This is a genomic window from Herbidospora sp. NBRC 101105 (assembly GCF_030269205.1).
GTDB classification, from domain to species: Bacteria; Actinomycetota; Actinomycetes; order Streptosporangiales; family Streptosporangiaceae; genus Herbidospora; species Herbidospora solisilvae.
Genome location: NZ_BSSX01000004.1, coordinates 267,329 through 289,737, shown reverse-complemented (window position 1 = coordinate 289,737; position 22,409 = coordinate 267,329). Strand labels below are relative to the sequence as shown.

22 protein-coding genes are annotated in these 22,409 nt (G+C 69.9%); 13 read left to right on the top strand and 9 right to left on the bottom strand.

The genetic code is table 11. The features are described 5' to 3' along the window. The first annotated feature begins 151 nt into the window (after positions 1–151). Positions 152–337, top strand: a complete 186-nt coding sequence (locus QSK34_RS18610; protein ID WP_285585511.1) for a hypothetical protein — start codon at positions 152–154, stop codon at positions 335–337. Positions 338–352: 15 nt separating this feature from the next. On the opposite strand, the gene QSK34_RS18605 is transcribed toward QSK34_RS18610, so the two are convergent. The 3 genes from QSK34_RS18605 to QSK34_RS18590 all read right to left on the bottom strand — a co-directional run bounded on the left by QSK34_RS18605 (position 353) and on the right by QSK34_RS18590 (position 3,340). Next, the gene (locus QSK34_RS18605) at positions 353–514 is read right to left on the bottom strand and encodes a hypothetical protein (RefSeq protein WP_285585510.1); all 162 of its coding nucleotides are present in this window, start codon (positions 512–514) and stop codon (positions 353–355) included. Positions 515–958: 444 nt separating this feature from the next. After that, a complete protein-coding gene (gene serC / locus QSK34_RS18595) occupies positions 959–2,071 on the bottom strand; it encodes a phosphoserine transaminase (protein WP_161482525.1) in 1,113 nt (370 codons plus the stop codon). A gap of 165 nt (positions 2,072–2,236) precedes the next feature. Further along, positions 2,237–3,340, bottom strand: a complete 1,104-nt coding sequence (locus tag QSK34_RS18590) for a citrate synthase 2 (protein ID WP_030451555.1) — start codon at positions 3,338–3,340, stop codon at positions 2,237–2,239. 171 nt (positions 3,341–3,511) lie between these two features. Between QSK34_RS18590 and pdxH the strand changes: the two genes are divergently transcribed. The 5 genes from pdxH to QSK34_RS18565 all read left to right on the top strand — a co-directional run bounded on the left by pdxH (position 3,512) and on the right by QSK34_RS18565 (position 9,473). Beyond that, positions 3,512–4,150, top strand: a complete 639-nt coding sequence (gene pdxH / locus QSK34_RS18585) for a pyridoxamine 5'-phosphate oxidase (protein WP_161482526.1) — start codon at positions 3,512–3,514, stop codon at positions 4,148–4,150. A gap of 183 nt (positions 4,151–4,333) precedes the next feature. Further along, positions 4,334–5,572: an MFS transporter gene (locus QSK34_RS18580; RefSeq protein WP_285585509.1), complete on the top strand. Its 1,239-nt coding sequence runs from the start codon at positions 4,334–4,336 to the stop codon at positions 5,570–5,572. 113 nt (positions 5,573–5,685) lie between these two features. Further along, positions 5,686–6,384: an iron-dependent transcriptional repressor DtxR gene (locus tag QSK34_RS18575; RefSeq protein WP_030451552.1), complete on the top strand. Its 699-nt coding sequence runs from the start codon at positions 5,686–5,688 to the stop codon at positions 6,382–6,384. 42 nt (positions 6,385–6,426) lie between these two features. Continuing rightward, positions 6,427–8,700: an ATP-binding SpoIIE family protein phosphatase gene (locus QSK34_RS18570; RefSeq protein WP_161482527.1), complete on the top strand. Its 2,274-nt coding sequence runs from the start codon at positions 6,427–6,429 to the stop codon at positions 8,698–8,700. Between the two features lie 38 nt (positions 8,701–8,738). Beyond that, positions 8,739–9,473, top strand: coding sequence for an alpha/beta fold hydrolase (locus QSK34_RS18565; RefSeq protein ID WP_285585508.1), 735 nt, complete (start codon positions 8,739–8,741; stop codon positions 9,471–9,473). Here the strand turns inward: QSK34_RS18565 and QSK34_RS18560 are convergent. The 4 genes from QSK34_RS18560 to QSK34_RS18545 are packed head-to-tail and all read right to left on the bottom strand — an operon-like array spanning position 9,448 to position 12,558. Further along, complete coding sequence (locus QSK34_RS18560) at positions 9,448–10,296, bottom strand: hypothetical protein (protein ID WP_285585507.1); 849 nt, start codon at positions 10,294–10,296, stop codon at positions 9,448–9,450. The two genes, QSK34_RS18565 and QSK34_RS18560, sit on opposite strands and share 26 nt — an antisense overlap. Position 10,297: 1 nt before the next feature. Continuing rightward, on the bottom strand, positions 10,298–11,212 hold the full coding sequence (locus tag QSK34_RS18555; protein ID WP_285585506.1) for a hypothetical protein: 915 nt from the start codon (positions 11,210–11,212) through the stop codon (positions 10,298–10,300). After that, positions 11,209–11,373, bottom strand: a complete 165-nt coding sequence (locus tag QSK34_RS18550) for a hypothetical protein (RefSeq protein ID WP_197038532.1) — start codon at positions 11,371–11,373, stop codon at positions 11,209–11,211. The genes QSK34_RS18555 and QSK34_RS18550 overlap by 4 nt, the downstream gene beginning before the upstream one ends. A gap of 39 nt (positions 11,374–11,412) precedes the next feature. Then, the gene (locus QSK34_RS18545; protein WP_285585505.1) at positions 11,413–12,558 is read right to left on the bottom strand and encodes an acyl-CoA dehydrogenase family protein; all 1,146 of its coding nucleotides are present in this window, start codon (positions 12,556–12,558) and stop codon (positions 11,413–11,415) included. Positions 12,559–12,714: 156 nt separating this feature from the next. On the opposite strand from QSK34_RS18545, the gene QSK34_RS18540 reads away from it, so the two are divergent. The 7 genes from QSK34_RS18540 to QSK34_RS18510 all read left to right on the top strand — a co-directional run bounded on the left by QSK34_RS18540 (position 12,715) and on the right by QSK34_RS18510 (position 20,977). Continuing rightward, positions 12,715–14,139, top strand: coding sequence for a hypothetical protein (locus tag QSK34_RS18540; RefSeq protein ID WP_285585503.1), 1,425 nt, complete (start codon positions 12,715–12,717; stop codon positions 14,137–14,139). After that, a complete protein-coding gene (locus tag QSK34_RS18535; RefSeq protein ID WP_285585502.1) occupies positions 14,139–15,575 on the top strand; it encodes a class F sortase in 1,437 nt (478 codons plus the stop codon). The genes QSK34_RS18540 and QSK34_RS18535 overlap by 1 nt, the downstream gene beginning before the upstream one ends. A gap of 22 nt (positions 15,576–15,597) precedes the next feature. Then, positions 15,598–16,719 (top strand): hypothetical protein, encoded by a 1,122-nt coding sequence (locus QSK34_RS18530; protein WP_285585501.1) that lies wholly within the window; start codon positions 15,598–15,600, stop codon positions 16,717–16,719. Between the two features lie 208 nt (positions 16,720–16,927). Beyond that, positions 16,928–17,731 (top strand): hypothetical protein, encoded by an 804-nt coding sequence (locus QSK34_RS18525; protein ID WP_285585500.1) that lies wholly within the window; start codon positions 16,928–16,930, stop codon positions 17,729–17,731. A 7-nt stretch (positions 17,732–17,738) separates the two neighbouring features. Continuing rightward, positions 17,739–18,551 (top strand): class F sortase, encoded by an 813-nt coding sequence (locus QSK34_RS18520; protein ID WP_285585499.1) that lies wholly within the window; start codon positions 17,739–17,741, stop codon positions 18,549–18,551. 21 nt (positions 18,552–18,572) lie between these two features. Beyond that, positions 18,573–19,760, top strand: coding sequence for a hypothetical protein (locus QSK34_RS18515; protein WP_285585498.1), 1,188 nt, complete (start codon positions 18,573–18,575; stop codon positions 19,758–19,760). Between the two features lie 71 nt (positions 19,761–19,831). After that, entirely contained in the window at positions 19,832–20,977 is a 1,146-nt protein-coding gene (locus tag QSK34_RS18510) for an acetyl-CoA C-acetyltransferase (protein ID WP_285585497.1), read from the top strand. Here QSK34_RS18510 and QSK34_RS18505 read toward each other — a convergent pair. After that, the gene (locus tag QSK34_RS18505; RefSeq protein ID WP_285585496.1) at positions 20,974–21,333 is read right to left on the bottom strand and encodes a VOC family protein; all 360 of its coding nucleotides are present in this window, start codon (positions 21,331–21,333) and stop codon (positions 20,974–20,976) included. The genes QSK34_RS18510 and QSK34_RS18505 overlap by 4 nt on opposite strands. Continuing rightward, the gene (locus QSK34_RS18500; protein WP_285585494.1) at positions 21,330–22,379 is read right to left on the bottom strand and encodes a LacI family DNA-binding transcriptional regulator; all 1,050 of its coding nucleotides are present in this window, start codon (positions 22,377–22,379) and stop codon (positions 21,330–21,332) included. The genes QSK34_RS18505 and QSK34_RS18500 overlap by 4 nt, the downstream gene beginning before the upstream one ends. Positions 22,380–22,409: the final 30 nt, after the last annotated feature.

Here is a 22,409-nt window from a genome sequence, read left to right as displayed (position 1 = left end):
CACGCGAGTACCGGGAGATCGAAGCCCTCGACCCTGGCCGACACCGCGCAGGCATGGGTGGGTCTCCAGCCGATGGCGGCATTCTTGACCTGAATGAGGGGCTGGGCACGCGTGCACCGGGTAGCCCGAAAGCGGGAGAGGAGCAGCCGTCATGACGCGATCGGATGACTCGGCCCCCCTAGCGGACCGCCGGAACCCCGAAGAAGACCACGACGAGCCCGACATCGCCGGAGAGTTCAGCCCGTCCGCCACCGACCCGGCCAACCAGCCGGAGGACGACCCCGACGACAAGGTGTACGGCGAGGACGAAGGCTACGACAGGCCGACCGAGGTCTAGGGCCTGTTTCCTGGCTCAGGTGCGGAGCCATGTGAGCAAAGCTGTGATGGTCACCGTGCCGAGGAAGATGTCGTAGCGGGTGGCCACGGCCCGGAACTGCCGCACCACCTCCGCCAGCAGGACGGATCGCCCTGCTTTGTCGCGGCCGCCACCCCTTCTGGGCGGGCGGGGCAACATGCGGCGGATCGTAGGGTGCGCCGGCGGCGTGCCGGTGGGCGCGGACGACCGTGAAGTCGACGCTGATGTCCCCGTCGCTGTGCCCGCGCCCGTCGTGAGCGCCTTGGAGGGCGGTCAGCAGCGCGTGCCAGGTGCCATCCGGCCGCCCACCGACGGTGCCCGCTTGTAGACCGTGACCCAGGAGCCGAAGCGCTCGGGCAGATCCCGCCAGGGGCAGCCCGGTCCGCGCCTGGTAGAGCACCCCGTTGATCACCGTCCGCTGGACATTCCACCGTCCGCCCCGACCGGAAGCAGCGGTGCCAGGCATTCCCATTCGGCGTTCGTCAGATCATCACGACCCCTACGCCAAGCGTTAAAAGCCAGGCACCCACTGTCAGCAGATCCAAGAACCAGGCCTTAGGCCGCCGCGAGGGTGCGGGCACCCTCGCGGCCTCGTCTTCCGGACTAGAGGCGCTCGACCACGTAGTCGACGCAGACCGTCAGGGCCTCGATGTCGGCCGGGTCGATCGCCGGGAACATCGCGATGCGCAGCTGGTTGCGGCCCAGCTTGCGGTAGGGCTCGGTGTCGACGATGCCGTTGGCGCGCAGCGTCGCGGCGACCTTGGCGGCGTCGACCGAGTCGTCGAAGTCGATCGTGCCGACGACGCTGGAGCGCTGCGCCGGGTCGGCCACGAACGGGCTGGTGTAGGCCGTCTTCTCCGCCCACTGGTAGAGCCGGGCGGCCGAGTCGGCCGTGCGGGCGGTCGTCCAGGCCAGACCGCCGTTGCCGTTCATCCAGTCGAGCTGGTCGGCCAGCAGGAACAGCGTCGCCACCGCCGGGGTGTTGTACGTCTGGTCCTTGGACGAGTTGTCGATCGCCACCGGAAGGCTGAAGAACTCCGGCACGAACCGGTCGGTCGCCGCGATCTCCTCGACCCGCGCGAGCGCGGCCGGGGAGAACAGGCCGATCCACAGGCCGCCGTCGGAGGCGAAGCTCTTCTGCGGCGCGAAGTAGTAGACGTCGGTCTGCGACACGTCGACCGGCAGGCCGCCCGCGCCCGAGGTCGCGTCGACCAGCACGAGCTGGCCCTCGGAGCCCACCCGTTCGATCGGCATCGCGACGCCGGTCGAGGTCTCGTTGTGGGTGAGCGCGTAGACGTCGACGCCCTCTTCGGCGACCGGCAGCGGGTGGGTGCCCGGGTCGGACTTGATCACCGACGGGTCGGCCAGCCACGGGGCCTTCTTGACGACGGCGCCGAACTTCGAGGAGAACTCACCGAAGTGGAGGTGCTGCGACTTCTCGCGGATCAGGCCGAAGGACGCGATGTCCCAGAACGCGGTGGTGCCGCCGTTGCCCAGGACGACCTGGTAGCCCTCCGGCAGGGAGAACAGCTCGGACAGGCCCGCGCGGACCCGGCCGACGAGGTTCTTGACCGGCTTCTGCCGGTGGGAGGTGCCCATGAGGCTCGCTCCGGAGGCCGCCAGGGCGGCCAGCTGCTCGGTGCGGACCTTGGAGGGCCCGCAGCCGAAGCGGCCGTCGGCGGGCTTGATGTCATTGGGGATCACGATGTCAGCCACGTGTCCCACATTAGTGAGGTCACGAAACGGTGTACGCGCCGGTCCAGCCTTTGAGATGGAAAATGAGACGCGAAACACCCTGTGCCGCCGGGGCCGCAGGGCCTCGGCAAAGAAACGAAAAGGCCCGCGTCCCGGACGGGACGCGAGCCTCACGAAAAGGAAGGGTCAGACGGGGGTGATCTCCGAGGCGCCCGGCACCTCGTTGATCGACCGCGAGGCCGGCCCGGTGTAGGTGGCGCTGGGGCGGACGAGCCTGCCCGTGCGCTTCTGCTCCAGGATGTGCGCCGCCCACCCGGCGGTGCGGGCGCAGGTGAACATCGAGGTGAACATCGACGCGGGCACCTCGGCGAAGTCGAGGATGACCGCGGCCCAGTATTCGACGTTGGTGGCGAGCACCCGGTCGGGCTTGCGGGCGTGCAGCTCCTCGAGCGCGGCCGTCTCAAGTGCGGCCGCGACCTCGTAGCGGGGCGCGCCCAGCTCCTTGGCGGTACGGCGGAGCACCCGCGCGCGCGGGTCTTCCGCTCGGTAGACACGGTGGCCGAAGCCCATCAGGCGCTGACCCGAGTCGAGCTCGTTCTGCACCCACTTGCGTGCGTCACCGAGCTTCTCCACGCCTTCGATCATGTGCAGCACACGGGCCGGGGCGCCGCCGTGCAGCGGGCCCGACATGGCGCCGACGGCGCCCGAGAGCGAGGCGGCCACGTCGGCGCCCGTGGAGGCGATGACGCGGGCGGTGAACGTCGAGGCGTTCATGCCGTGCTCGGCGGCCGAGGTCCAGTAGGCGTCGATGGCCTTGACGTGCTTGGGATCGGGCTCACCGCGCCAACGGATCATGAACCGTTCGACGATGCTCTCGGCCTGGTCGACCTGCGCCTGCGGCACCATCGGCTTGCCGAGGCCGCGGGCCGACTGGGCCACGAACGACAGTGCGGTCACCGACGCGCGCGCGAGGTCGTCGCGGGCCTGCGTGTCGGAGATGTCGAGCAGCGGGCGGAAGCCGAGAGCCGGGGCCAGCATGGCCAGCGCGCTCTGGACGTCGACCCGGATGTCACCGCTGTGGACTGGAACGGGGTACGGCTCAGCCGGGGGCAGCCCCGGCAAAAACTCGTTGTCGACCAGCAGGCCCCACACGTTCCCAAAGGGGACGCGGCCCACGAGTTCTTCGATGTCGACGCCCCGATACCGCAGGGCGCCCCCTTCTTTGTCCGGTTCCGCGATCTCCGTCTCGAAAGCTACGACGCCTTCGAGCCCGGGTTTGAAGTCGGACATTCCCGGCCGCCTCCCTCTCTTGTGAAGTCCAAAGCCTTGATGTCGAGATACCGGCGGGTCAATTTAACCCCCAGGGTTGCAGCGGGTCGCCTCCGGTCCCTCCCAAACGCCGTCGTCCCTGGTTAGGGCTGGTGTGTCCGACGTCTGTCAAGCGCGCAAGAATACCGTTCCGTGGACAGCGCATCGCACCTCGCCGGGCTCCGGCGCAACTACCAGGGCGAACCTCTGCTCGACGTGGCCGACGATCCGATGACGCAGTTCGCCGTCTGGTTCGACGACGCGGTGAGCGCCGAAGTTCCGGAACCCAATGCCATGGTGCTCGCGACGGCGTCGGCCGGGGGAAGACCCTCGGCCCGGACAGTTCTGCTGAAAGGCGCCGACGAGCAAGGTTTCACGTTCTTCACGAACTACGAGTCCCGCAAGGGCCGCGACCTCGCCGAGAATCCCCGCGCGGCCCTGGTGTTCCCCTGGCACGTCATCAGCCGCCAGGTCCGCGTGGAGGGCCGCGTCCGGCGCCTGTCCCGCGAGGACACCGCGACCTATTTCCAGTCCCGCCCGTACGGCTCCCGCATCGGAGCCTGGGCCTCCCGACAGTCGGCGGTCGTCCGCAGTAGAGAGGACCTGGAGAACCGCTACCGGGAACTCGCGGAGAGATGGCCGGAAGATCCGCCGGTGCCGGATTTCTGGGGCGGCTACGTGGTCGTGCCGAGCGAGATCGAGTTCTGGCAGGGCCGGGGCGACCGCATGCACGACCGGCTCCGCTACCGCCGGGCGGGCGACGGGTGGACGGTCGACCGCCTGGCGCCCTGAGCGGCGGCCCACGGGGAGTGGCCGGTCCGCCGGAAGCGGGGCGACGTTGTCCACAGGCTCGGTTCATGCCCGGAGAAATCGTCGGTCTGGGGCGGGAGGATCGACCCCGCCCTCGTGGGTGGGCCGACATCCGGACGAACCCTGAAATATGTGATATTTCCCCCATGAGTAGGGTGTCCCCCCGTGAGCAAGGTGAGGGCGGCACTCGAACGGCACTTCGCGGACACAAGGCCGGTGGCCATCCCCGAGTACCGCAGGCTCCTGGCCGGTCAGGCCGTCGGATTCATCGGGTATCAGCTCACCGGGGTCGCCGTCGCCGCCGAGATCTACTCCATCACCGAGTCGTCGTTCTGGGTCGGCATGATGGGGCCGGTCGCCCTCGTCCCGCTGGTCGTCTTCGGCCTGTGGGGCGGCGCGGTCGCCGACGCCATGGACCGGCGGAAGCTGCTGCTGATCAGTTCCCTGTTCACCTGGGGCGCCACGATCGCGCTGCTCGTCAACGCGCTGACCGCCAAGAACGTGTGGGTGATCATGGCGGCGGTGTTCGTGCAGTCGTCCGGCTTCGCGGTCAGCTCGCCGACCCGGCAGGCCATCGTGCCGAGGCTGGTGCCGACCGACCTCGTGCCGGCCGCGAACACGCTGAGCTTCCTGTTCTCCAGCCTCGGCTCGGTGCTCGGGCCGCTGCTCGGCGGGGTGATCCTCGCCACCACCGACTTCTCGGCGGCCTACGCCATCGACGCCGTCCTGTTCACCGCGACCCTGTACGCCGCCTACCGCCTCCCCAGGCTGGAACCCCTCGGCGAGGTGACCGCCCCCGGCCCCAGAGCCGTGGTCGAGGGGTTGCGCTACATCATGACCAGCCCGATCGTGCTGATGAGCTTCGCCGTCGACATCGTGGCGATGGCCTTCGCCCTGCCGAGGGCGCTGTTCCCTCAGATGGCCGCCGAACGCTTCGACGGCTCGGAGTTCGCCTTCGGCGCCCTGTCGGCCTCGATCGCCCTCGGCTCGGTCGTCGGCGGCGTCTTCTCCGGCTGGGTGGGGCGCGTACGCCGCCAGGGGGTGGCCCTCACCGTCGTGATCGCCCTGTGGGGCCTCAGCGTGGCTCTGGCGGGCCTGGCCGAACCTCTGTGGCTGTGCGTGGCCCTGCTGGCCGTCGGGGGCTTCGCCGACCTCGTCTCCGCGGTCTGGCGGCAGACCATCCTCCAGACGTACGCGCCGGACGAGATGCGCGGACGCCTCCAAGGGGTGTTCTTCGTCGTGGTGGCCGGCGGGCCGCGCCTGGGCGACCTGAGGGCGGGGGCCACCGCCTCGGCGTTCGGGCTGGTCCCGGCCTGGGTCGGGGGTGGTCTGCTGTGCGCCGTGAGCGTGTTCGCGGTCGGGCTTTCGGTCAAGTCGTTCCGTAACTACCGGGTCGGTTCCTAGCGCGGAAGGTTTTCGGCCGTCCGGCTGTTGCCCAAGGTGCTGTTCTGGACCAGTAAGGTCGGCGGGAACGCGCTTGCGGGTCGTAGCATCGAACAGGACCGGGAGGATGACCGTTGACCGCACACGGCCTGATCGACACCACGGAGATGTACCTCCGCACGATCTTCGAGCTCGAAGAGGAAGGGATCGTCCCGCTGCGCGCCCGGATCGCCGAGAGGCTGCAGCAGAGCGGTCCCACCGTGAGCCAGACCGTCGCCCGCATGGAGCGCGACGGGCTCGTCAAGGTGGAGGGCGACCGCCACCTGACCCTGAGCGAGGCGGGTCGCAAGCAGGCGATCCGCGTCATGCGCAAGCACCGTCTCGCCGAGTGCCTGCTGATCCAGGTGATCGGCATGCCGTGGGAAGACGTCCACGTCGAGGCGTGCCGCTGGGAACACGTCATGTCGGAACAGGTCGAGGTGCGGCTCGTGGCGCTCCTCGGGAACCCGACCGTCTGCCCACATGGGAACCCCATCCCGGGGCTCGAAGAGCTGGGCGCGTCCGGTTTGACGGAAATTGAGCAGGTCTCGCCTATGGCCGACGTCGCGGGGCCCAGAGATATACCCGTTGTCGTGCGCCGAATTAGCGAACAAGTGCAAAGCGATCCCGCTGTGATGCTTAAACTCAAGCAAGTTGGGATACAACCCGGACGCGAGGTGACGCTCGCGGCGAGCGACGACGGTGTGCGGGTGACTGGTGACGAACAGGCTGACAACAACCTCGCGGAGCTTCCGCGCGACGTCGCAGCACACGTTTTCGTCTCCAAGCGCTGATCCCAACGGGTCCAGCTCTGTTCTCCTAGGAGTGGTCGTCGGATGAAGCGCTGGGGGGACCTGTCGCAGGACACGACCGACCACCTCTCCGCGGGCGCGGTGCTCGACCAGGCGGAGTTGGCCGTCGTCGTCACCGACCGGTTCAGCAACGTTCTCTACTGGAATCCCTTCGCCGAGCAGCTGTTCGGCCGGCCGGGCTACGCCCACGGGCGTGATGACACGATCTCCATCAGCATCATGGAGCGTGACCACCCGCTGGGCGTCGAGCTCGCCAAACATGTGCTCAAGGGCAACGTGTGGGAAGGCACCTTCGACGTCGTCCGCCACGACGGCACGCTGATCTACGTCCGGGCGCAGGCGGTGCCCATGCGGCACACCTCCGGGTCGGTCACCGGCATCGTGATCACCGCGCGCGAGGCGATGAAGAGCAACGAGCGGGAGAAAGACCGCTTCGGCCTGCTCGAGCGCATCGGCGAGCGGCTGGCCGGCTCCCTCTACGTCGAGGAGACCCTCAACCGGGTCGCCGAGATGCTCGTCCCGCAGTTCGCCGACCACTGCTTCATCGAGCTGATGGAGGGCGAGCGGCTGGTCCGCAAGGTCTCCACCCACGTCGGCGGCTGGCAGCCCCCGGCCGACACCTGGAAACCCGTCGGCGCCGAGATCCGCTATCCGATCGGCCACTTCGCCGACAGCGCGCTGCGCCGCCAGGAGACCATCCTGGTCGAAGACTTCTCCCAGGTCAGCTACCCGTCCATCAGCGAGGGCGCGGCCCGGGTCGACGGCGAGGTCGGGGTGACCTCGGCGATCGTGGCGCCGCTCTGCGCACGCGGGGAGTCCCTCGGGCTGATGTACCTGTCGATGTCCAACCTGACCGACCGGCGCTCGCCCCACTACGACGCCTTCGACCGCGACTTCGTCGGCGCCATCGCCACCCGGGTCGCCATCGCCGTCGACAACGCCCTCCTGTTCGAGGAGGAGCGCCACACCGCCGAGTCGTTCCAGAAGCACCTGCTGCCGCGCGAACTGCCCAAGCTCGACGGGCTCGAGATCGCCGTCCGCTACCTCCCGGCCGCCCCGCTGTCCAGCCACGGCCAGGGCATCCAGACCCAGGTCGGCGGCGACTGGTACGACGTGATCCCGCTCTCGGCCGGTCGCGTCGGCATCGTGATCGGCGACGTCGAGGGTCGCGGCGCCAAGGCCGCCGCCGTCATGGGCCAGCTCCGCGCCGCCCTGAGGGCCTTCGCACAGGACGACAAGCCCCCGGCCGACATCCTGGCCCGCCTCGACGAGTGGACCCGCATACTGGCCTCTCCCGAGGAAGACGACTACGGCGCCGACGTCACCAGCCCGCCGATCGTCACCTGCCAATACATGGTCTACGACGCCTGGTCGCGCGAGTTGTCGTTCGCCAACGCCGGTCACTCGCCGCCCCTGCTGATCGTCGACGGCTCGGTCACCGAGCTCGACATCGGCGACGTCGGCAAGCCGCTGGGCGTGCGGGCCACCGGCGTCCACGCCGACCTGGTCTACAAGGAGGAGACGCGGGTGCTGCCCCCGGGCGCCACCCTGCTCCTCTACACCGACGGGCTGGTCGACCGGCGGCCGCACCGCGAGTCGGGCACACCCTCGCGCGATCTCGAAGAGGCCGTGCGGGTGCTCTGCGACGAGATCTCCAAGATCGCCGACGAGCCGGTCGAGCGCATCGCCGACGCCGCCACCAGCGCGGTGCCCGGTGAGATCGACGACGACATGGCGATCCTGGTCGTCCGGTCGGGCGGTGGCGAGCTGGAGTTCGAGGAGTCCGACTACCCCGCCCAGCCGATCATGGTCGGTGAGGCGCGGCGGATGGCCCGCAACGCCTTCGAGCGCTGGAACATCCCCGAGGAGAAGGGCGAGCTGGCCTGCCTGCTCGTCTCCGAGGTGGTCACCAACGTCGTGCTCCATGCCGCGTCGGCGAGTGCGCCGCGCCGCGAGCTGGTGCTCGACGGGCCGCCGCTGCCGTTCGACGAGTCGTGGGACTTCCCCGATCTCGAGGTCGACCTCGATCTCGACCTCGGCCGTGAGGGCATCGCCGCGCTCAACGCCGCCGCCGACCCCGAGAAGAAGTTCACGCTCCGGCTCCGGCGCGGCGGTGAGTCGATCTGGGTCGAGGTGTTCGACCAGGACCTGCGGCTGCCCCGCATCCGCAGCGCCGGGGAGAACGACGAAGGCGGGCGAGGGCTTTACCTGGTCGACCAGCTGGCCCGGCGCTGGGGTTCCCGGCCCACCCCCGACGGTAAGGCCGTCTGGTTCGAGATTCCGGTCGGCGGTCGCTGATCTGGCTTTCCCCTGGTTTCGGTGTTTGACTCGAAGCCATGGAGCTGGTCTACCGCCGCACGGGAGCCGGCCCGCCTCTGGTGCTGATGCACGGGATCGGGCACCACTGGCAGGCCTGGCAACCGGTCATCGGCCTGCTCGCCCGGCACCATGACGTGATCGCCGTCGACCTGCCCGGGTTCGGCGCCTCTCCGCCCCTGCCGCCGGGCACGATCTCCACCGCCGAGTCGCTGGCCTACGCCGTCGAGGCTTTCTGGCACGATCTCGGCATCGAGGAACCCCACGTCGCGGGCAACTCCCTCGGCGGCTACCTCGCCCTCGACATGGCCTCGCGCGGGGTGTGTCGTACGGCCACCGCGATCTCCCCGGCCGGGTTCTGGTCGCGGACCGAGCTGCTCTGGCTCCGGAGTGTCCTCAAGGTGATGCGGGCCGCGCCGGCCACCCGGAAGGGCCTGGGGCTGGTCGTCGCCCATCCCGAACGGGTGTCCGACGAGGTCATGCACGCCGGATGGCAGGCGCTCAAGGACGCGCCCGGGTTCTACGAGACGCTCGACGCGTTCTACTGGCTGCCGCCGCCCGCGCCGCCGAAGGTGCCGGTCACCATCGCGTGGGGCGACAGAGACCGGCTGACGCCCACGCGCCAGGCGGTCAGGGCCGGACGGTGGGCGCAGAAGCGGGTGCACCTGCTGCGCGACTGCGGGCACGTCCCGATGACCGACGACCCCGAGCTGGTGGCACGGGTGCTCCTCAGCGGAGCACGCGCAGCGAACTGACCACCGTCGAGACGTCGGGCCACAGGCGCTTGTGGGTCTCCGGAATGGTGATCCAGATGACCGACGGGCGGTCGGCGCCGGTCTCCACGGCGACGGCGACGGCCAGCTCCAGTCGTGCTTTGCGGCCCAGCTCGCTGGGCGGCATGCGCATCTCGCGGGCCACCAGCCAGCCGTTGGGCACCCGCTGCGAGGCGACGTCCTTGCCCTTGGTGCCGCGGGGGAAGTTGTTCTCCTGCTTGTAGTCGAGCATCGCGACGGCGGCGTCGTACGGGCTGTCGCCTCCGTCGAGGTCGCTCCACAGGCGCTGGGCGTCGATGTCGGCGAACCACTCGTTGTCCAGGTCGGGGCCGTACTCCTCGGTGACGAAGCTCTGGCGGGTGGAGTAGCGGCCGTCGGAGAACAGGCCCTCCGGCTGGCCCTTGGCGGGTTTCCAGGGCTCGCCGAGCTCGGCGTAGCGGAGGCGGGCCTTGCGGTCGCGGACCTCGCCGATCACCGGCGAGGGGGTGCCGGAGTATTTCTTCAGGCGGACGACGGTGCCTTCGGGGATGCGGTCGACCTCCAGCGTGGGGGAGGGCGACGGCGTCGGCTCCGGCGTCGGTTCAGGCGTCGGCTCGGGCGTGGTCTCGACGTCGGCAGGGACCGGCGAAGCGAGGATCGGGGTCTCCCGCTTCTGTACGGGGACAGCGACCGGCGTGCGCGTCGAGGCGGTGGCCAGGGAGATGCCCGTGATCAGCTGGGTGACCAGGAGGACGCCGCCGAGCGCGTTGGCCCACACCGGGACGCGGACGTAGAGGCGGCGGGCCTTGGGAGAGACCTTGGGCATGTCAGCCCGCCTTCGGCAGCAGGACCAGGCCGGCCTTGCGGGCGTCGCGCACGCTCTCGCGCAGCGCCGCCTCGACCCTGGCGGCCTTCTCGGTCAGGGCGTCGATCTCCTCGGTGGCCAGGCGGTCGCGGACGGTCCGGGCCAGGAGTTCGGTGTAGGCGTCGCCGTCGTCGGCCAGTTCCTGGAGGGTCTTCCACTCCTGGTAGGCGTCGTCGGCGGCCATCACCCGCAGGGCGTAGTCCTCCAGGGCCTCGACGCGCTCGGTCAGCGAGTCGGTGGCGACCTTCATGGCGCTCTGGTGGGCGTCGAGCATGTCCTTGATGCGGTCGGTGACCTTGCCCTTGCGGGCCGCCCGCTGTTCGCGGCGCAGCCGGGTCATCTCGGCGAGGGTCTCGGCGATCTCCCACTCCTGGCGGGGGAGGGTGACGGTGTTGGCGATGTCGTCGAGCAGGCCGGCCCGGTTGACGCTCGATTCGAGCACGGCGGCGACCGCCTTCTGGGTGCGCTCCAGCAACTCGGCGTCGCGGAGGTGGAGGTCGGCGATGTAGCGGCCCTGGTGCTTGCGGGCCAGTTTGGCGACCGGAGACTCGCCCGACAGGCCGAGCAGGACGAGGAATGCCACCGCCTCGACCGCGAGGCTCATGGTGAAGGCGAGGGCGAAGCCGTAAAAGAACCAGATCATGAGCTGGACGACCTGCAGGGTCGCGCCGAGCGGGAACCACCACCGGCCGTGGAGGCGGCCGATCACGACGGGCAGGAACCCCCACAACGAGGCCGACAGCAGCGCGGCCCAGGCGTCGGCGCCGATGCGGCCGCCCCAGCGGGGGCGGCCGGGAACCGGGTGGAGGAATTCGGGGGAGGCGGCCATGAGCGCCCGGTCGGCGGGCGGCAGAGCCGGGTCGAACGCGGGTTTCATCGGATGGTCTGACCCCAGATCAACAGCATGGTGATGATGAAGACGATCATTACGCCGCCGTAGGCGACGGCGCCGAGCCGGAAGAACCGGCGCACCTTGTTCAGCAGCCAGGCCGCCAGGAACGCCAGGAAGACCAGCAGGATCAGCCCGGTGATTTCCATGGGCCCAGTATGAAGCTTTACCGCCGCTTTTGGATCGGTTCAGAACCCGAACGATCTGCCGATGATCTCCTTCATGATCTCGGTGGTGCCGCCGTAGATGGTCTGGACGCGGGCGTCGAGCCAGGCCTTGGCCACCGGGTACTCGGTCATGTAGCCGTAGCCGCCGTGCAGTTGCAGGCAGCGGTCGATGACCTTGTTCTGCAGCTCGGTGGTCCACCACTTGGCCTTGGCGGCGTCGACCGGGGTCAGCGTCCCCGCGTTGAGCGCGGTCACGCAGGTGTCGACGAACAGGCGGGCGATCTCGACCTCGGTGGTCAGCTCGGCCAGCACGAACCGGGTGTTCTGGAAGCCGCCCAGGTTCCGGCCGAACGCCTGGCGGTTGCGGCAGTAGTCGATCGTCGTGGCCAGCACGGCCTCGGCGGCGGCGACCGCGACCACCGCGATCGACAGGCGCTCCTGCGGCAGGTTGGCCATGAGCTGGAAGAAGCCCTGGCCGTCGTCGAGCCCGAGACGGTTGGCGGCCGGGACCCGGACGTTCTCGAAGAACAACTCGGCGGTGTCCTGCGCCTTGAGGCCGACCTTGTCGAGGTTGCGGCCCCGCTGGAAACCGGGCATGCCGCGCTCCACCACGAACAGCGTGGTGCCGCGCGCCCCGGCCGCCGGATCGGTCTTGGCCACCACGACCACCAGGTCGGAGTTGATGCCGTTGGTGATGAAGGTCTTCTGGCCGTTCAGGACGTAGTCGTCGCCGTCCTTCTCGGCGGTGGTCCGGATGCCCTGGAGGTCGCTGCCCGCGCCCGGTTCGGTCATCGCGATGGCGGTGATCAGCTCGCCGCTCACGAAGCCGGGCAACCAGCGGGCCTTCTGCTCGTCGTTCGTCAGGTCGACGAAGTAGGGGGCCATCACGTCGTTGTGCAGGCCGAAGCCGAGGCCGCTGGCGCCCGCGCGGATGATCTCCTCGATGACCACCACGTTGAACCGGAAGTCGGTGATCCCGATGCCGCCGTGTTCCTCGGGGACGGACATGGCGAACATGCCCAGGTCGCCGGCCTTCTTCCAGATCTCGCGGGGGACGATGCCGTCCTTCTCCCACTGCGCGTGGTTCGGGATGACTTCGCGGCTCATGAAGTCGCGCACGGTGTCACGGAAGAGCTCGTGCTCCTCCTCGAAGAGGGTTCGCTCCATGACAACCAGAATACGATTCTGTTACTCCTCAGAACATGCTGGGGAGCGCATCACAAGTGCGCCACGTTCCCACCAATCACGTTCCTTAACCCCATAAGATCTACCTTCGGTTTGGTATGCCGCGATATCGGAGTGTGCGCAATGCGGTGGGAACGGATGCGTCGGCGGTGGGCCGCCCTGGGAGCGGTGGGAATTGCCACTGCTGGCGCACTGATCGCCTTCCCCGGCACCAGCCAGGGTTCGGCAGAAGGTCCCTACTACTTCAAGTGTGTCGGCCCGCTGGCCGACCAGCAGACGATCGCGGCGTCGATCTCCCTTTCGTCCAAGGAACTGACCGTCGGGCAGCAGCTCGTCATCAACTGGCAGCTCGGTGACGCCCAGCGCAGCGTGAAGGTCCCCGACCCGCTGAACCCCAATCACGACAAGGGCGCCCACCTCGCGGTCACCGCCCGCGTGAAGGCGCACGGCGTGTGGACCGGCCAGGGCGCGATCGACTCGACCGGCGTCCGTCTGGTCCCGGCCGACGACCTGCGCACGGGCAAGCCGCTGTCGCTGGGGCTGGTCTCGCCGGGCCTGGCGACCGCCGAGCGGGCCGGCTCCGGGTCGATCGAGGTCGGGCCGATCATCCTCGACCTCGCCGACGTCGAGTCGACCTGGAACAACGACTTCCAGCCGGTCGGCGACTTCTCGCACTGGTACGGGCCGGGCTGGAACCACGTCAACGACCCGCTGGCCTACTTCGGCAAGACGCACTACGAGCAGGACCTCCGCGAGGCCAAGAACGAGGGCGACGAGGCGACCTTCACCTTCGTCGGCACCGGCGTCGACCTGTTCGGCGACAAGAAGAACGACATGAGCGAGTTCACGCTCGTCACCGACCAGGGCAACCCGCCCGACGAGGCCTCCGAGCGCTACAACGCCTACTGGCAGGTGGCCGGCGAGCGCCGTGTGCTGGAGAAGTTCACCGCGGCGACCGACCTGCCCTACGGCAAGTACACCGTGAAGATCAAGAACCAGACCCAGGACAAGTTCGCCCGCGTCGACGCCTGGAAGGTGTACGCCGACACGGCCGACAACCTGAACGCCTCGCCCTACCGCACGGTCTGCAGCCCCGAGCCGAAGTTCCCGCTGATCCCGCTGACGGTGACCGGCGGCGGCACCTCGCAGTCCCCGTCGCCCGACCCGTCCGGCGACCCGTCGCAGACCCCCTCGGGCGACCCGTCGGTCACGCCGTCGACCACCCCGTCGACGACGCCCTCCACCTCGCCGAGCGGTTCGCCGAGCCCCTCCGGCAACGTGAGCAGGCCGCCGACCCCGCAGGAGAACTTCACGCCGCTGGTGTCGGTGATCGTGCAGGGCACCCCGACCCCCACGGCGACCACGACCGTGACGCTGACCTCGACCCCGACCGTGGCGCAGGTGGCCATCACGCCGCTGGGCGGCGCGCAGACCGGTGTGGCGCCCGACCGGTCGAACCCCGGCGTCACGGTGCTGGTGGTCGGTGCGCTGCTGCTGATGGGCGGCATGGTCAGCGGACTCAAGCTGCTGCGCAGGCGCGCGGCCCACGCCGGGGAGCGGTGATGACGGACAAGCGCAACCCCTATCCGACGCCCGACCCCGAGCCCGAGGAGGAGCAGCCGAAGCCGGCCTCTCCCGGGGCGATCGTGCAGCACCCCTACGACCGGCTGCTGAAGGCGACCGGGCACAAGCTCGTGAAGGGCGACAGCGGCGACAAGCCGGCCATGCCCATCGAGCCCAAGACCCCGGCCGACGCCGACGGCTCTGCGGCTTCCGAGGGGCAGGCTTCGGGGGCTCAGGACGCCGAGGCTCCGGCTGCCGGTGCTGACGTGCCCGGCGCGGTCGCGCCGGGTGGCGTGGTCATGGTCCCGAGCGGGTCGGTGCCTCCGGGCATGGTGCCCGTCGTGATGGTGCCGGTGGGCCAGGTTCCGGGCGCCGGTGTTCCGGGTGCCGGTGTTCCTGGCGCTGGAGTTCCCGGCGCCGGCATTCCTGGCGCTGGGGTTCCCGGTGCCGCTCTGCCCGGCGGACAGGCTGCCGGGGCTCAGGCCACTGCCGGTGCGGGTGCTCCGGGTGCCGGTGTTCCGGCGGGTGCGGTTCCGGTCGCCGGTACGGCCGCCGGTCAGGTCGTGCCCGTCGTCCAGGTCCCGGCGCAGGCGCCGCCGCCCGGCGGCATGTCCAAGCGCACCCTCACGGCGCTGCTGGTCGGCGGGTCCTTCAGCGGCATCGCGGCGATCATGGCCGGTCTGCTGATGGTGCTCTCGCCGACCCCGGCGGTCGAGGAGCCGGCCGACGAGGTCAACATCCAGGCCGCCGGCAACTCCTACGTCATCCCGCCGACCGTGGGTCCGGGTGGCCCCGGGGTCCCGCTGACCGCGGCCGACCCGACGGCGCCGCCGCCCGCGCCGGCCACCCAGCCGGTCGCCCCGCTGACCCTGTCGCCCCAGGTCGTGGCGCAGGCGAACGGCGTGGGCCTCAACGTCGAGGTCCCGAAGCCGGCCGCCAAGGCCAGTTCGGCGCCGAAGGTGACCGCGCCCAAGTCGTCGCGTCCGGTGAAGATCAGCATTCCGGCCGTCGGCGTGAACCGGGCCAAGATCGGCACCGTCGGCGTGACCAAGAAGGGCGAGATCGCGACCCCGTCGCTGGCCAAGCCCAAGGAGACCGCCTGGTACAGGTTCGGCCCCGCCCCGGGCGACCAGGGTCCGGCCGTCATCCTCGGGCACGTCAACACCCGCTCGGGCGCCGCGGTGTTCAGCCGGCTCCGTGACATCAAGCGCGGCAACAAGATCAGCATCCTGCGGGCGGACGGTAAACTGGCGGTCTTCACCGTCGACGGTGTCGAGCAGGTCAGCAAGAAGGCCTTCCCGACCAAGCGCGTCTACGGGAACACCATCACCTCAAGCCTTCGGTTGATCACCTGTGGTGGTGCCTACAATGCCAAGACCCATCACTACACCGACAACATCGTCGTCTACGCGACCCTGACCGAGGTCCGCGGATAGACGGCGTATCCGGGGGCAAGCGATGAGGATGCTGAAGACTCGTGCCCGCTTCGCCGTGCGCGGAGCGGGCGCCGGGGCGGCCGCCGCCCTGCTCTTACTCGGCCTCCCCGCGCTGGCCGGGAACAGCGACGGCACGACGACCTACGAGTGCGCCCGGGGCGCCGACACGTCGTCGACGCCCTACCAGGTACGGGTGCTCCTCGGCGGGCCCGACCAGCCGACCCCGAGCGCGCCCGTGTCGGTCATCTGGAGCCTCGTCCCCGGGACGCCGACGGCCAGTGGCGGGCCCGTGCTGAGCCTGCCGACCCCGCTGGCCGTGGGCGACCAGATCGGCGCCCAGGGCGAGCTGCGCGCCACCGGCCCGGCCATCGACGGATCGACCCCCACACCGAGCGCCACCCCCAGCCAGACCCCGAGCACCACTCCCAGCGGCTCGGGCAGTGAAACCCCCAGCGAGACCCCCAGCACGACGCCGAGCCAGACCCCCAGCCAGACTCCCAGCCAAACTCCGAGCGAGACCCCCAGCGAGACGCCGAGCCAGACCCCCAGCGGGTCGGACGACGATCCCTCGGCGTACCCCGGGGCGACCGCCACCGCCACGATGACGGTCAACGCGGCGCTCACCCAGGGCGCGACCCTCTGGCCGATCCCGCCGCTGGTCGGGGTCGTGACCCCCGAGGCCACCGGGGTGTTCGAGGTGTCCGCCCGTGAGTTCGTGGTGCGGGTCAGGCCCTCCGGAGCCACCACCGACTCCGTGCTCTACACCTGCGAGCTCCCCGACACCGCGACCCCGGTCGCGCTGAAGATCACCGTCGTCGCGTCGCCGACCCCGACGTCGTCCACGACCCCCAGTTCGACCCCCAGTTCGACTCCGAGCCACACTCCGAGCGGCAGCGGCACGCCGACCCCCAGGGGCACCGTGACCGCCACCGCCACGGTGACCGCGCCCACGCCGGTCGACCGCTCCACCCGGACCGCGACGGCGACCGTCACCGCTCAGGTCGAGACCCCCGACGGAGGTGTGGCCACCGGTGGAGGGGGGTCGCTGGGGCCCGACGGGCGGGTGCTCGTGCTGGCCGGAGGCACCCTCACGCTCGCCGCGATGGTGGGAGGGCTGATACTGAGGAGACGTGTGGTGTCTTGACGAAATCTTTACTGATTGTCGTCAGAGTTGGGGTTATCTCTGCCTTCTCCCAGTCTTTGTCCCTAGGATCTCCCCATCCGCCATGAAACGGTCATCGAATCTGAAACGGAGAGAGTCAGTGCTGAAGTACAAGGCACGGCGACGCATCGCTACCAAGGCCGCCGCCGCCGGTGTGGTCAGTGCTGGTCTTCTTCTTGGTCTCGGTCCCATGCTCAGCAGCGCCACCGCCGACACGAAGACGGTGAACTACACCTGCAAGCCCCACCTGAGCGGGAACCCGGGCACCGATGTCGACTATGACGTGACCGTCGCCCTCAACTCCTCGGTGACGGCCGGGACCGTCGGCACCGGGTTCACCGCGACCGTCGCGCTGAGCGGCACCGCGCTGCCCCCGGCGCCCGTGGCGCTCGAGACGACCAACTCGATCCAGCTGGCCGCCGAGATCGAGATCAAGGGCAACGGCAGCGCCGCGGCCATCGCCACGGTGACGCCTTCGGCCTCCGTCGCCCCGGGGGCCCCGATCTCCATCGGCGGCGCGCTCCCCGCGCTGCCGACCCCCACGGCCACGATCACCCCGTCGACCGGGACGACGCAGCTGATCCTGACCGCCAAGAACTTCACGCTCCGCCTGATGAGCGGCACCACCGAGGCCGCCAAGTTCGTCTGCAGCCTGCCGACCACGGCTCCGCTCCCGACCCCGGCGAGCGCGACCCTGAGCGTCACGGGCGCGAGCACCACTCCGTCGACCTCGCAGACGCCCACGCCCACGCCGACCCCGTCGACCTCCAACACGCCGACGCCCCGGACCACCAAGACGGTGACCGAGACCGCCACCGCCGAGGTGCCGGTCGACGACCAGGTCGAGACGCCCGACGGCGGTGTGGCGACCGGTGGCGGCGGCATGCTGGGCCCCGACGGGCGGGTGTTCGTGCTGACCGGCTCGGCGATCGTGCTCGCCGCCGGCGTCGGCGGACTGATGTTGCGCTCCCGGCGACGGCCGCAGCAGGGATGAGGCGCCGGTGACCGGCTACTACCCGCAGGATCCCAACCAGCCGCAGCAGGGCTACGTCTACTACCAGCAGGTTCCGGCGCCGCAGCCGGAGCCTGAGGGGAAGAACGGCACGCAGCTGGTGCGGTTGGTGCTGATCATCGCCGCGGTCGCCGGTCTCCTGACGGTCGGGCTCGGCCTCGTGTTCATCCTGGGCAACCCTGAGGAGTACGGCGAGCCTGACCGGGTCAAATTCAACGTCACCAACGGCATGCTCCCCGAGGTCGGGCGTGGTGGCGGTCCCGAGTTGCCGCAGGCCGTGCCGGAGGCGCCGGCGCCGCTGCCGCCGCTGACGCCCGTCGCCCCCATGAGCCAGCCGTCGTCGCCCAAGCGCCTGATCGTCAAGCGGCTCAACATCGACGCGCCGGTGCGCTCGGTGGGCCTCGACAAGACCGGTGCGATCGAGCCGCCGCCGCTGGCCAACACGAACCTGGTCGGCTGGTACCGGAAGGGACCGACCCCGGGTTCGGCCGGGCCGGCCACGCTGGTGGGTCACCGCGACACCGCGACCTCGCCCGCGGTGTTCAACCGGCTGGCCGAGCTGCGCTACGGCGACACCATCGAAGTGGTACGGCAGGACGGCACCGTCGCGATTTTCACCGTCGGCGGCATCGAGCAGGCCGACAAGACGACGTTCCCGACCGAGCGGGTCTACGGCGACAGCGACATGGCCGAGCTCAGATTGATCACATGTGCCGGAACATTCAACCGCACCACCCGTCACTACGTAGACAATGTCATCGTTTACGCGACGATGACAGGGACCGGCCTAGCCTCGTCCTGACTTCTACGTAAGGAAGGGCACATGGGTCTTCTCTCCAATCTGCTGCTGCCCGGCCGTCTTCGCACCGGCCCCACGGTCGTGGTGCCCGCCAAGACCAAGCCCGAGGCGATCCTGGAGATCGTCCGGCTGGCCGACCCGCAGGCGGAACTCGACGGCGCCGACGTGCTGGCCGCCGCGACCCGCATCCACGACGCCGTCGAGCTCACCCCCGACCTCCAGAAGAAGCTCGGCCTCGACGGCGAGGAGAAGCTCTGGGCGCACCGCGTGGTGGCCGAGCGCCCGCTGCCGGTCGACTACTACGACAAGCTGCTGGCGGCGGGACTGGCCTACCGCCTGGGCGGCTACTGCCTGTGCGAGGGCTCGGCCGACGACCCGGCCGAAGACGTCGAGCTGGAGTACGTGGTCTACCTCCCGGCGGTCGAGGAGTCCGAGCTGACTCCTGCGCTGGAGAAGATCCTCGGCACGGAAGAGGACGCCGATCCGGCCGCGCCGGACACCGAGTCGAGCGCCGCCGCCACTGGGGACGGATCCGAAATTTCCGGACTCGAATCCGAGAGCGGCGTCGAGGACGGTCAGCGCGGCGCGATCGCAAAGCCGGAGGGCGACGCTGGAGCAGCAGGAACCGGGGCCGAACCGGATGCCGCCGAGAGCGAGTCCGCCGAAGCCGCAGCCGACACCACAGCCGACACCACAGCCGCATCGAGCGCGACCGCGGCCGGCTCGGGAGCCTCGTCAAGCGAAGGCGCAGCCGGGCCTGAAGCCGAATCAGGTGAAGCCGCAGGCGGTGCCAGTGAAGCCGCGACCGGTGATGACGACAAACCGGGCGATGTGGCGACCGGTGACGACATCGGTGACACGGCCGAAGATGACCTCTCGGAGAACGCCCAAGAAGGCGGCGCTGAGTCCGCCTCCGCCGCCGCGCGTAGGTCGCGCTGGTCCTCCGACGGCGTCTACGAAGCCGCCGGTTTCCGGGTCTCCGTCACCCCCGTGCACCGGTTCCCCGCCGCCGTCGCCGGGCTCATGCCCTATGCCACCGAGGTCGTCAGGATCGCCGTCAGCGCCACCGAGGAGCTCGACGGTGACGCCCGGATGCTCGACCCCGGCAACGTCGCCCTGGCCCTCGGTACCGCCCTTGACGGTCCCGTGGTCGACCATTGGGGATTCCAGGTCTTCGAGCCCGCCGATCTGCTACCGCCCAGGAGCGTCTAGGAAGCGACTGTTGTAGCCTCCGAAGTAACGACCGAATGTTGCTCGGTTTCGTGACACAGGTGGAGGCCATCGTGGCAGAGGCGTACATCGTCGGTGCGGTTCGTACTCCCGTCGGCAGGAAGAAGGGCGGGCTGTCGGCCGTCCATCCGGTCGATCTGGCCGCGTATCCGCTGAAGGAGCTCATCGACCGGACCGGGGTCGACCCGTCCGCCGTCGACGACGTGATCATGGGCTGCGTCATGCAGTTCGGGCCGCAGTCCATGGACATCGCGCGGAACGCGTGGCTGAGCGCGGGGCTGCCCGAGAGCGTGGCGGGTGTCACGATCGACCGGCAGTGCGGGTCGTCGCAGCAGTCGATCCACTTCGCCGCCCAGGGTGTCATGTCGGGTACGCAGGACCTGGTGGTGGCGGCCGGGGTCGAGTCGATGTCGATCGTCCCGATGGGGTCCAGCATCACGGCCGCCCTGGAGAAGGGCATGCCGTTCCCGTTCGGCGAGAAGTGGGTCGAGCGTTACGGCATGCAGGAGATCTCCCAGTTCCGGGGCGCCGAGCTGATGGCCGAGAAGTGGGACTTCTCCCGCGAGGACATGGACCGCTACGCCTACGAGAGCCACCAGCGCGCCGCCAAGGCCGTCGCGAACGGCTACTTCAAGGACCAGATCGTCCCGGTCGCCGGCGTCGAGGACGACGAGGGCCCGCGCCCCGACACGACGCTCGAGAAGATGGCCTCGCTGAAGCTGCTGCGGGAGGGCGGCCGGATCACGGCCGCGACCTCCTCGCAGATCTCCGACGGCGCCGGCGCGATCCTGGTGGCCTCCGAGCAGGCCGTACGCGACCACAACCTGACGCCCAGGGCCCGCGTCGTCACCCTGGCGCTCACCGGCGACGACCCGGTCTACATGCTGACCGCGCCGATCCCGGCGACGAAGAAGGCGCTGAAGCGGGCCGGGCTGAGCATCGGCGACATCGACGTGGTCGAGATCAACGAGGCGTTCGCGCCGGTCCCGATGGCCTGGATGAAGGAGCTCGACGCCGACCCCGACAGGACCAACCCGAACGGCGGCGCGATCGCCCTGGGCCACCCGCTGGGCGGCACCGGCGCGATCCTGATGACCAAGCTCCTGCACGAGCTGGAGCGCACCGGCGGCCGCTACGGCCTGCAGACGATGTGTGAGGGCGGCGGTCAGGCCAACGTCACCATCATCGAGCGGCTCTAGCGTTCGGGGCAGACGTCGATCAGGTGCCCTTCGGGATCGGCGATCACGGTCCAGTGGTCGCCGCCCGGCTGGAAGTCGGGCTTGGTGGCGCCGAGCGCGAGATACTCCTCGACCGCCTTGGCGACGTCGGGCACCCGGACGTCGAAGTGGAACTGCTTGCCCGGTCCCGGCCACGGGGCCGGGGCCTGCTCGGGGACCTGCTGGAAGTAGAGGGTCGTGGTGCCGTCGCCGATGGCGCTGTACTCGTCCTGGGAGTGCTGGACCTCGAAGCCGAAGATCGTGGCGTAGAACTCGGCGAGGATCTTCGGTTCGGCGCAGTCGATGTTCACTGCGATCAGTTTCGCGATCGTGGTCATGCGTCCGATCCTCCTCGCGATACCTGCCAGGGCGTGTCAGGAATTCCGGGAGCGGTGGAGTCGCGGATGACCAGGCGGGTCGGCATGCTGTGCACGCCCGGCGTGGCCCTGCCGTCGATGGCGGCGAACAGGTGCTGGGCGGCGGTGTGGCCGAGGCGCTCCAGGTCGGGGTCGATCGTGGTGAGGGTGGGCCGGGTCTCCTCCGACAGCACCTCCCAGTTGTCGTAGCCGACGACCGCGATGTCGTCGGGCACCCGCCGGCCGCGTTCCCTGACGGCCTCGATGAAGCCGGCGGCGATCTGGTCGTTGCCGCAGAACACCGCGTCGATCGCGGGGTCGTTCAGCAGCAGCATGTCGGCCGCGAGGCGGCCCCACCGCTGGGACCAGGCGCCGTAGAGCGTCTCGCCGGCCTGCGCCAGGCCGGCCTCCTCCAGCGTCTCCCGCACGCCCTCGGCCCGGTCGGTGGCCGCCTTGTAGGTGGTGGGGCCGGTGATGTGGGCGATGCGGGTGCGCCCGGTCGCGATGAGGTGGCGCACGGCCAGGCGCGCGCCGCCTTCGTCGTCGGGCACGAACGACACGTCCGCGGGATCGTCTGAGGGCGCGTAGGCGTACACGACCGGAACGGGCACGTCCTTGGTGATGGACGGCCGGGGGTTGGTGCTCTCGCCGACGACGATGAGGCCGTCGACCCGGCGGGAGAGCAGGGTGCGGATGTAGTGCTGCTCCCGGATGGCGTCGCCCCGGGCGTCGCAGAGGAGCACCGCCATCTCCCCGGCTCCGAAAGCGTTTTCCGCCCCTAGTAGGACCGGGATGCCGAACCGGCCGACCATGTCGCTCGTGAGCAGCCCGACGGTGCGCGTCTGGCCGCTGAGCAGGCCTTGAGCCAGCACGTTCGGTTGGAAGCTGAGCTGGGCCGCGGCATCGAGGACCAGTTGCCTGGTGGTGGCGCGGACGTCGTCGCGGCCGTTGAGCGCCTTGGACGCCGTGGCGACGGAGACGCCCGCGAGGGCGGCCACGTCGGTTATGGTCGCACGTCTCGTCGTCACTCCCGAAAACCCTTTCGCCTGACACTTGCT

Bases quoted from the DNA above. Each gene is read 5' to 3' on its own strand.
- QSK34_RS18590 (WP_030451555.1), bottom strand. From the start codon at position 3,340: ATGTCCGACTTCAAACCCGGGCTCGAAGGCGTCGTAGCTTTCGAGACG.
- QSK34_RS18540 (WP_285585503.1), top strand. From the start codon at position 12,715: ATGCGTCGGCGGTGGGCCGCCCTGGGAGCGGTGGGAATTGCCACTGCT.
- QSK34_RS18505 (WP_285585496.1), bottom strand. From the start codon at position 21,333: ATGACCACGATCGCGAAACTGATCGCAGTGAACATCGACTGCGCCGAA.
- QSK34_RS18565 (WP_285585508.1), top strand. From the start codon at position 8,739: ATGGAGCTGGTCTACCGCCGCACGGGAGCCGGCCCGCCTCTGGTGCTG.
- QSK34_RS18515 (WP_285585498.1), top strand. From the start codon at position 18,573: ATGGGTCTTCTCTCCAATCTGCTGCTGCCCGGCCGTCTTCGCACCGGC.
- QSK34_RS18605 (WP_285585510.1), bottom strand. From the start codon at position 514: ATGTTGCCCCGCCCGCCCAGAAGGGGTGGCGGCCGCGACAAAGCAGGG.
- QSK34_RS18560 (WP_285585507.1), bottom strand. From the start codon at position 10,296: ATGCCCAAGGTCTCTCCCAAGGCCCGCCGCCTCTACGTCCGCGTCCCG.
- QSK34_RS18545 (WP_285585505.1), bottom strand. From the start codon at position 12,558: ATGGAGCGAACCCTCTTCGAGGAGGAGCACGAGCTCTTCCGTGACACC.
- QSK34_RS18530 (WP_285585501.1), top strand. From the start codon at position 15,598: ATGAGGATGCTGAAGACTCGTGCCCGCTTCGCCGTGCGCGGAGCGGGC.
- QSK34_RS18570 (WP_161482527.1), top strand. From the start codon at position 6,427: ATGAAGCGCTGGGGGGACCTGTCGCAGGACACGACCGACCACCTCTCC.
- QSK34_RS18610 (WP_285585511.1), top strand. From the start codon at position 152: ATGACGCGATCGGATGACTCGGCCCCCCTAGCGGACCGCCGGAACCCC.
- QSK34_RS18555 (WP_285585506.1), bottom strand. From the start codon at position 11,212: ATGAAACCCGCGTTCGACCCGGCTCTGCCGCCCGCCGACCGGGCGCTC.
- QSK34_RS18550 (WP_197038532.1), bottom strand. From the start codon at position 11,373: ATGGAAATCACCGGGCTGATCCTGCTGGTCTTCCTGGCGTTCCTGGCG.
- QSK34_RS18525 (WP_285585500.1), top strand. From the start codon at position 16,928: ATGCTCAGCAGCGCCACCGCCGACACGAAGACGGTGAACTACACCTGC.
- QSK34_RS18535 (WP_285585502.1), top strand. From the start codon at position 14,139: ATGACGGACAAGCGCAACCCCTATCCGACGCCCGACCCCGAGCCCGAG.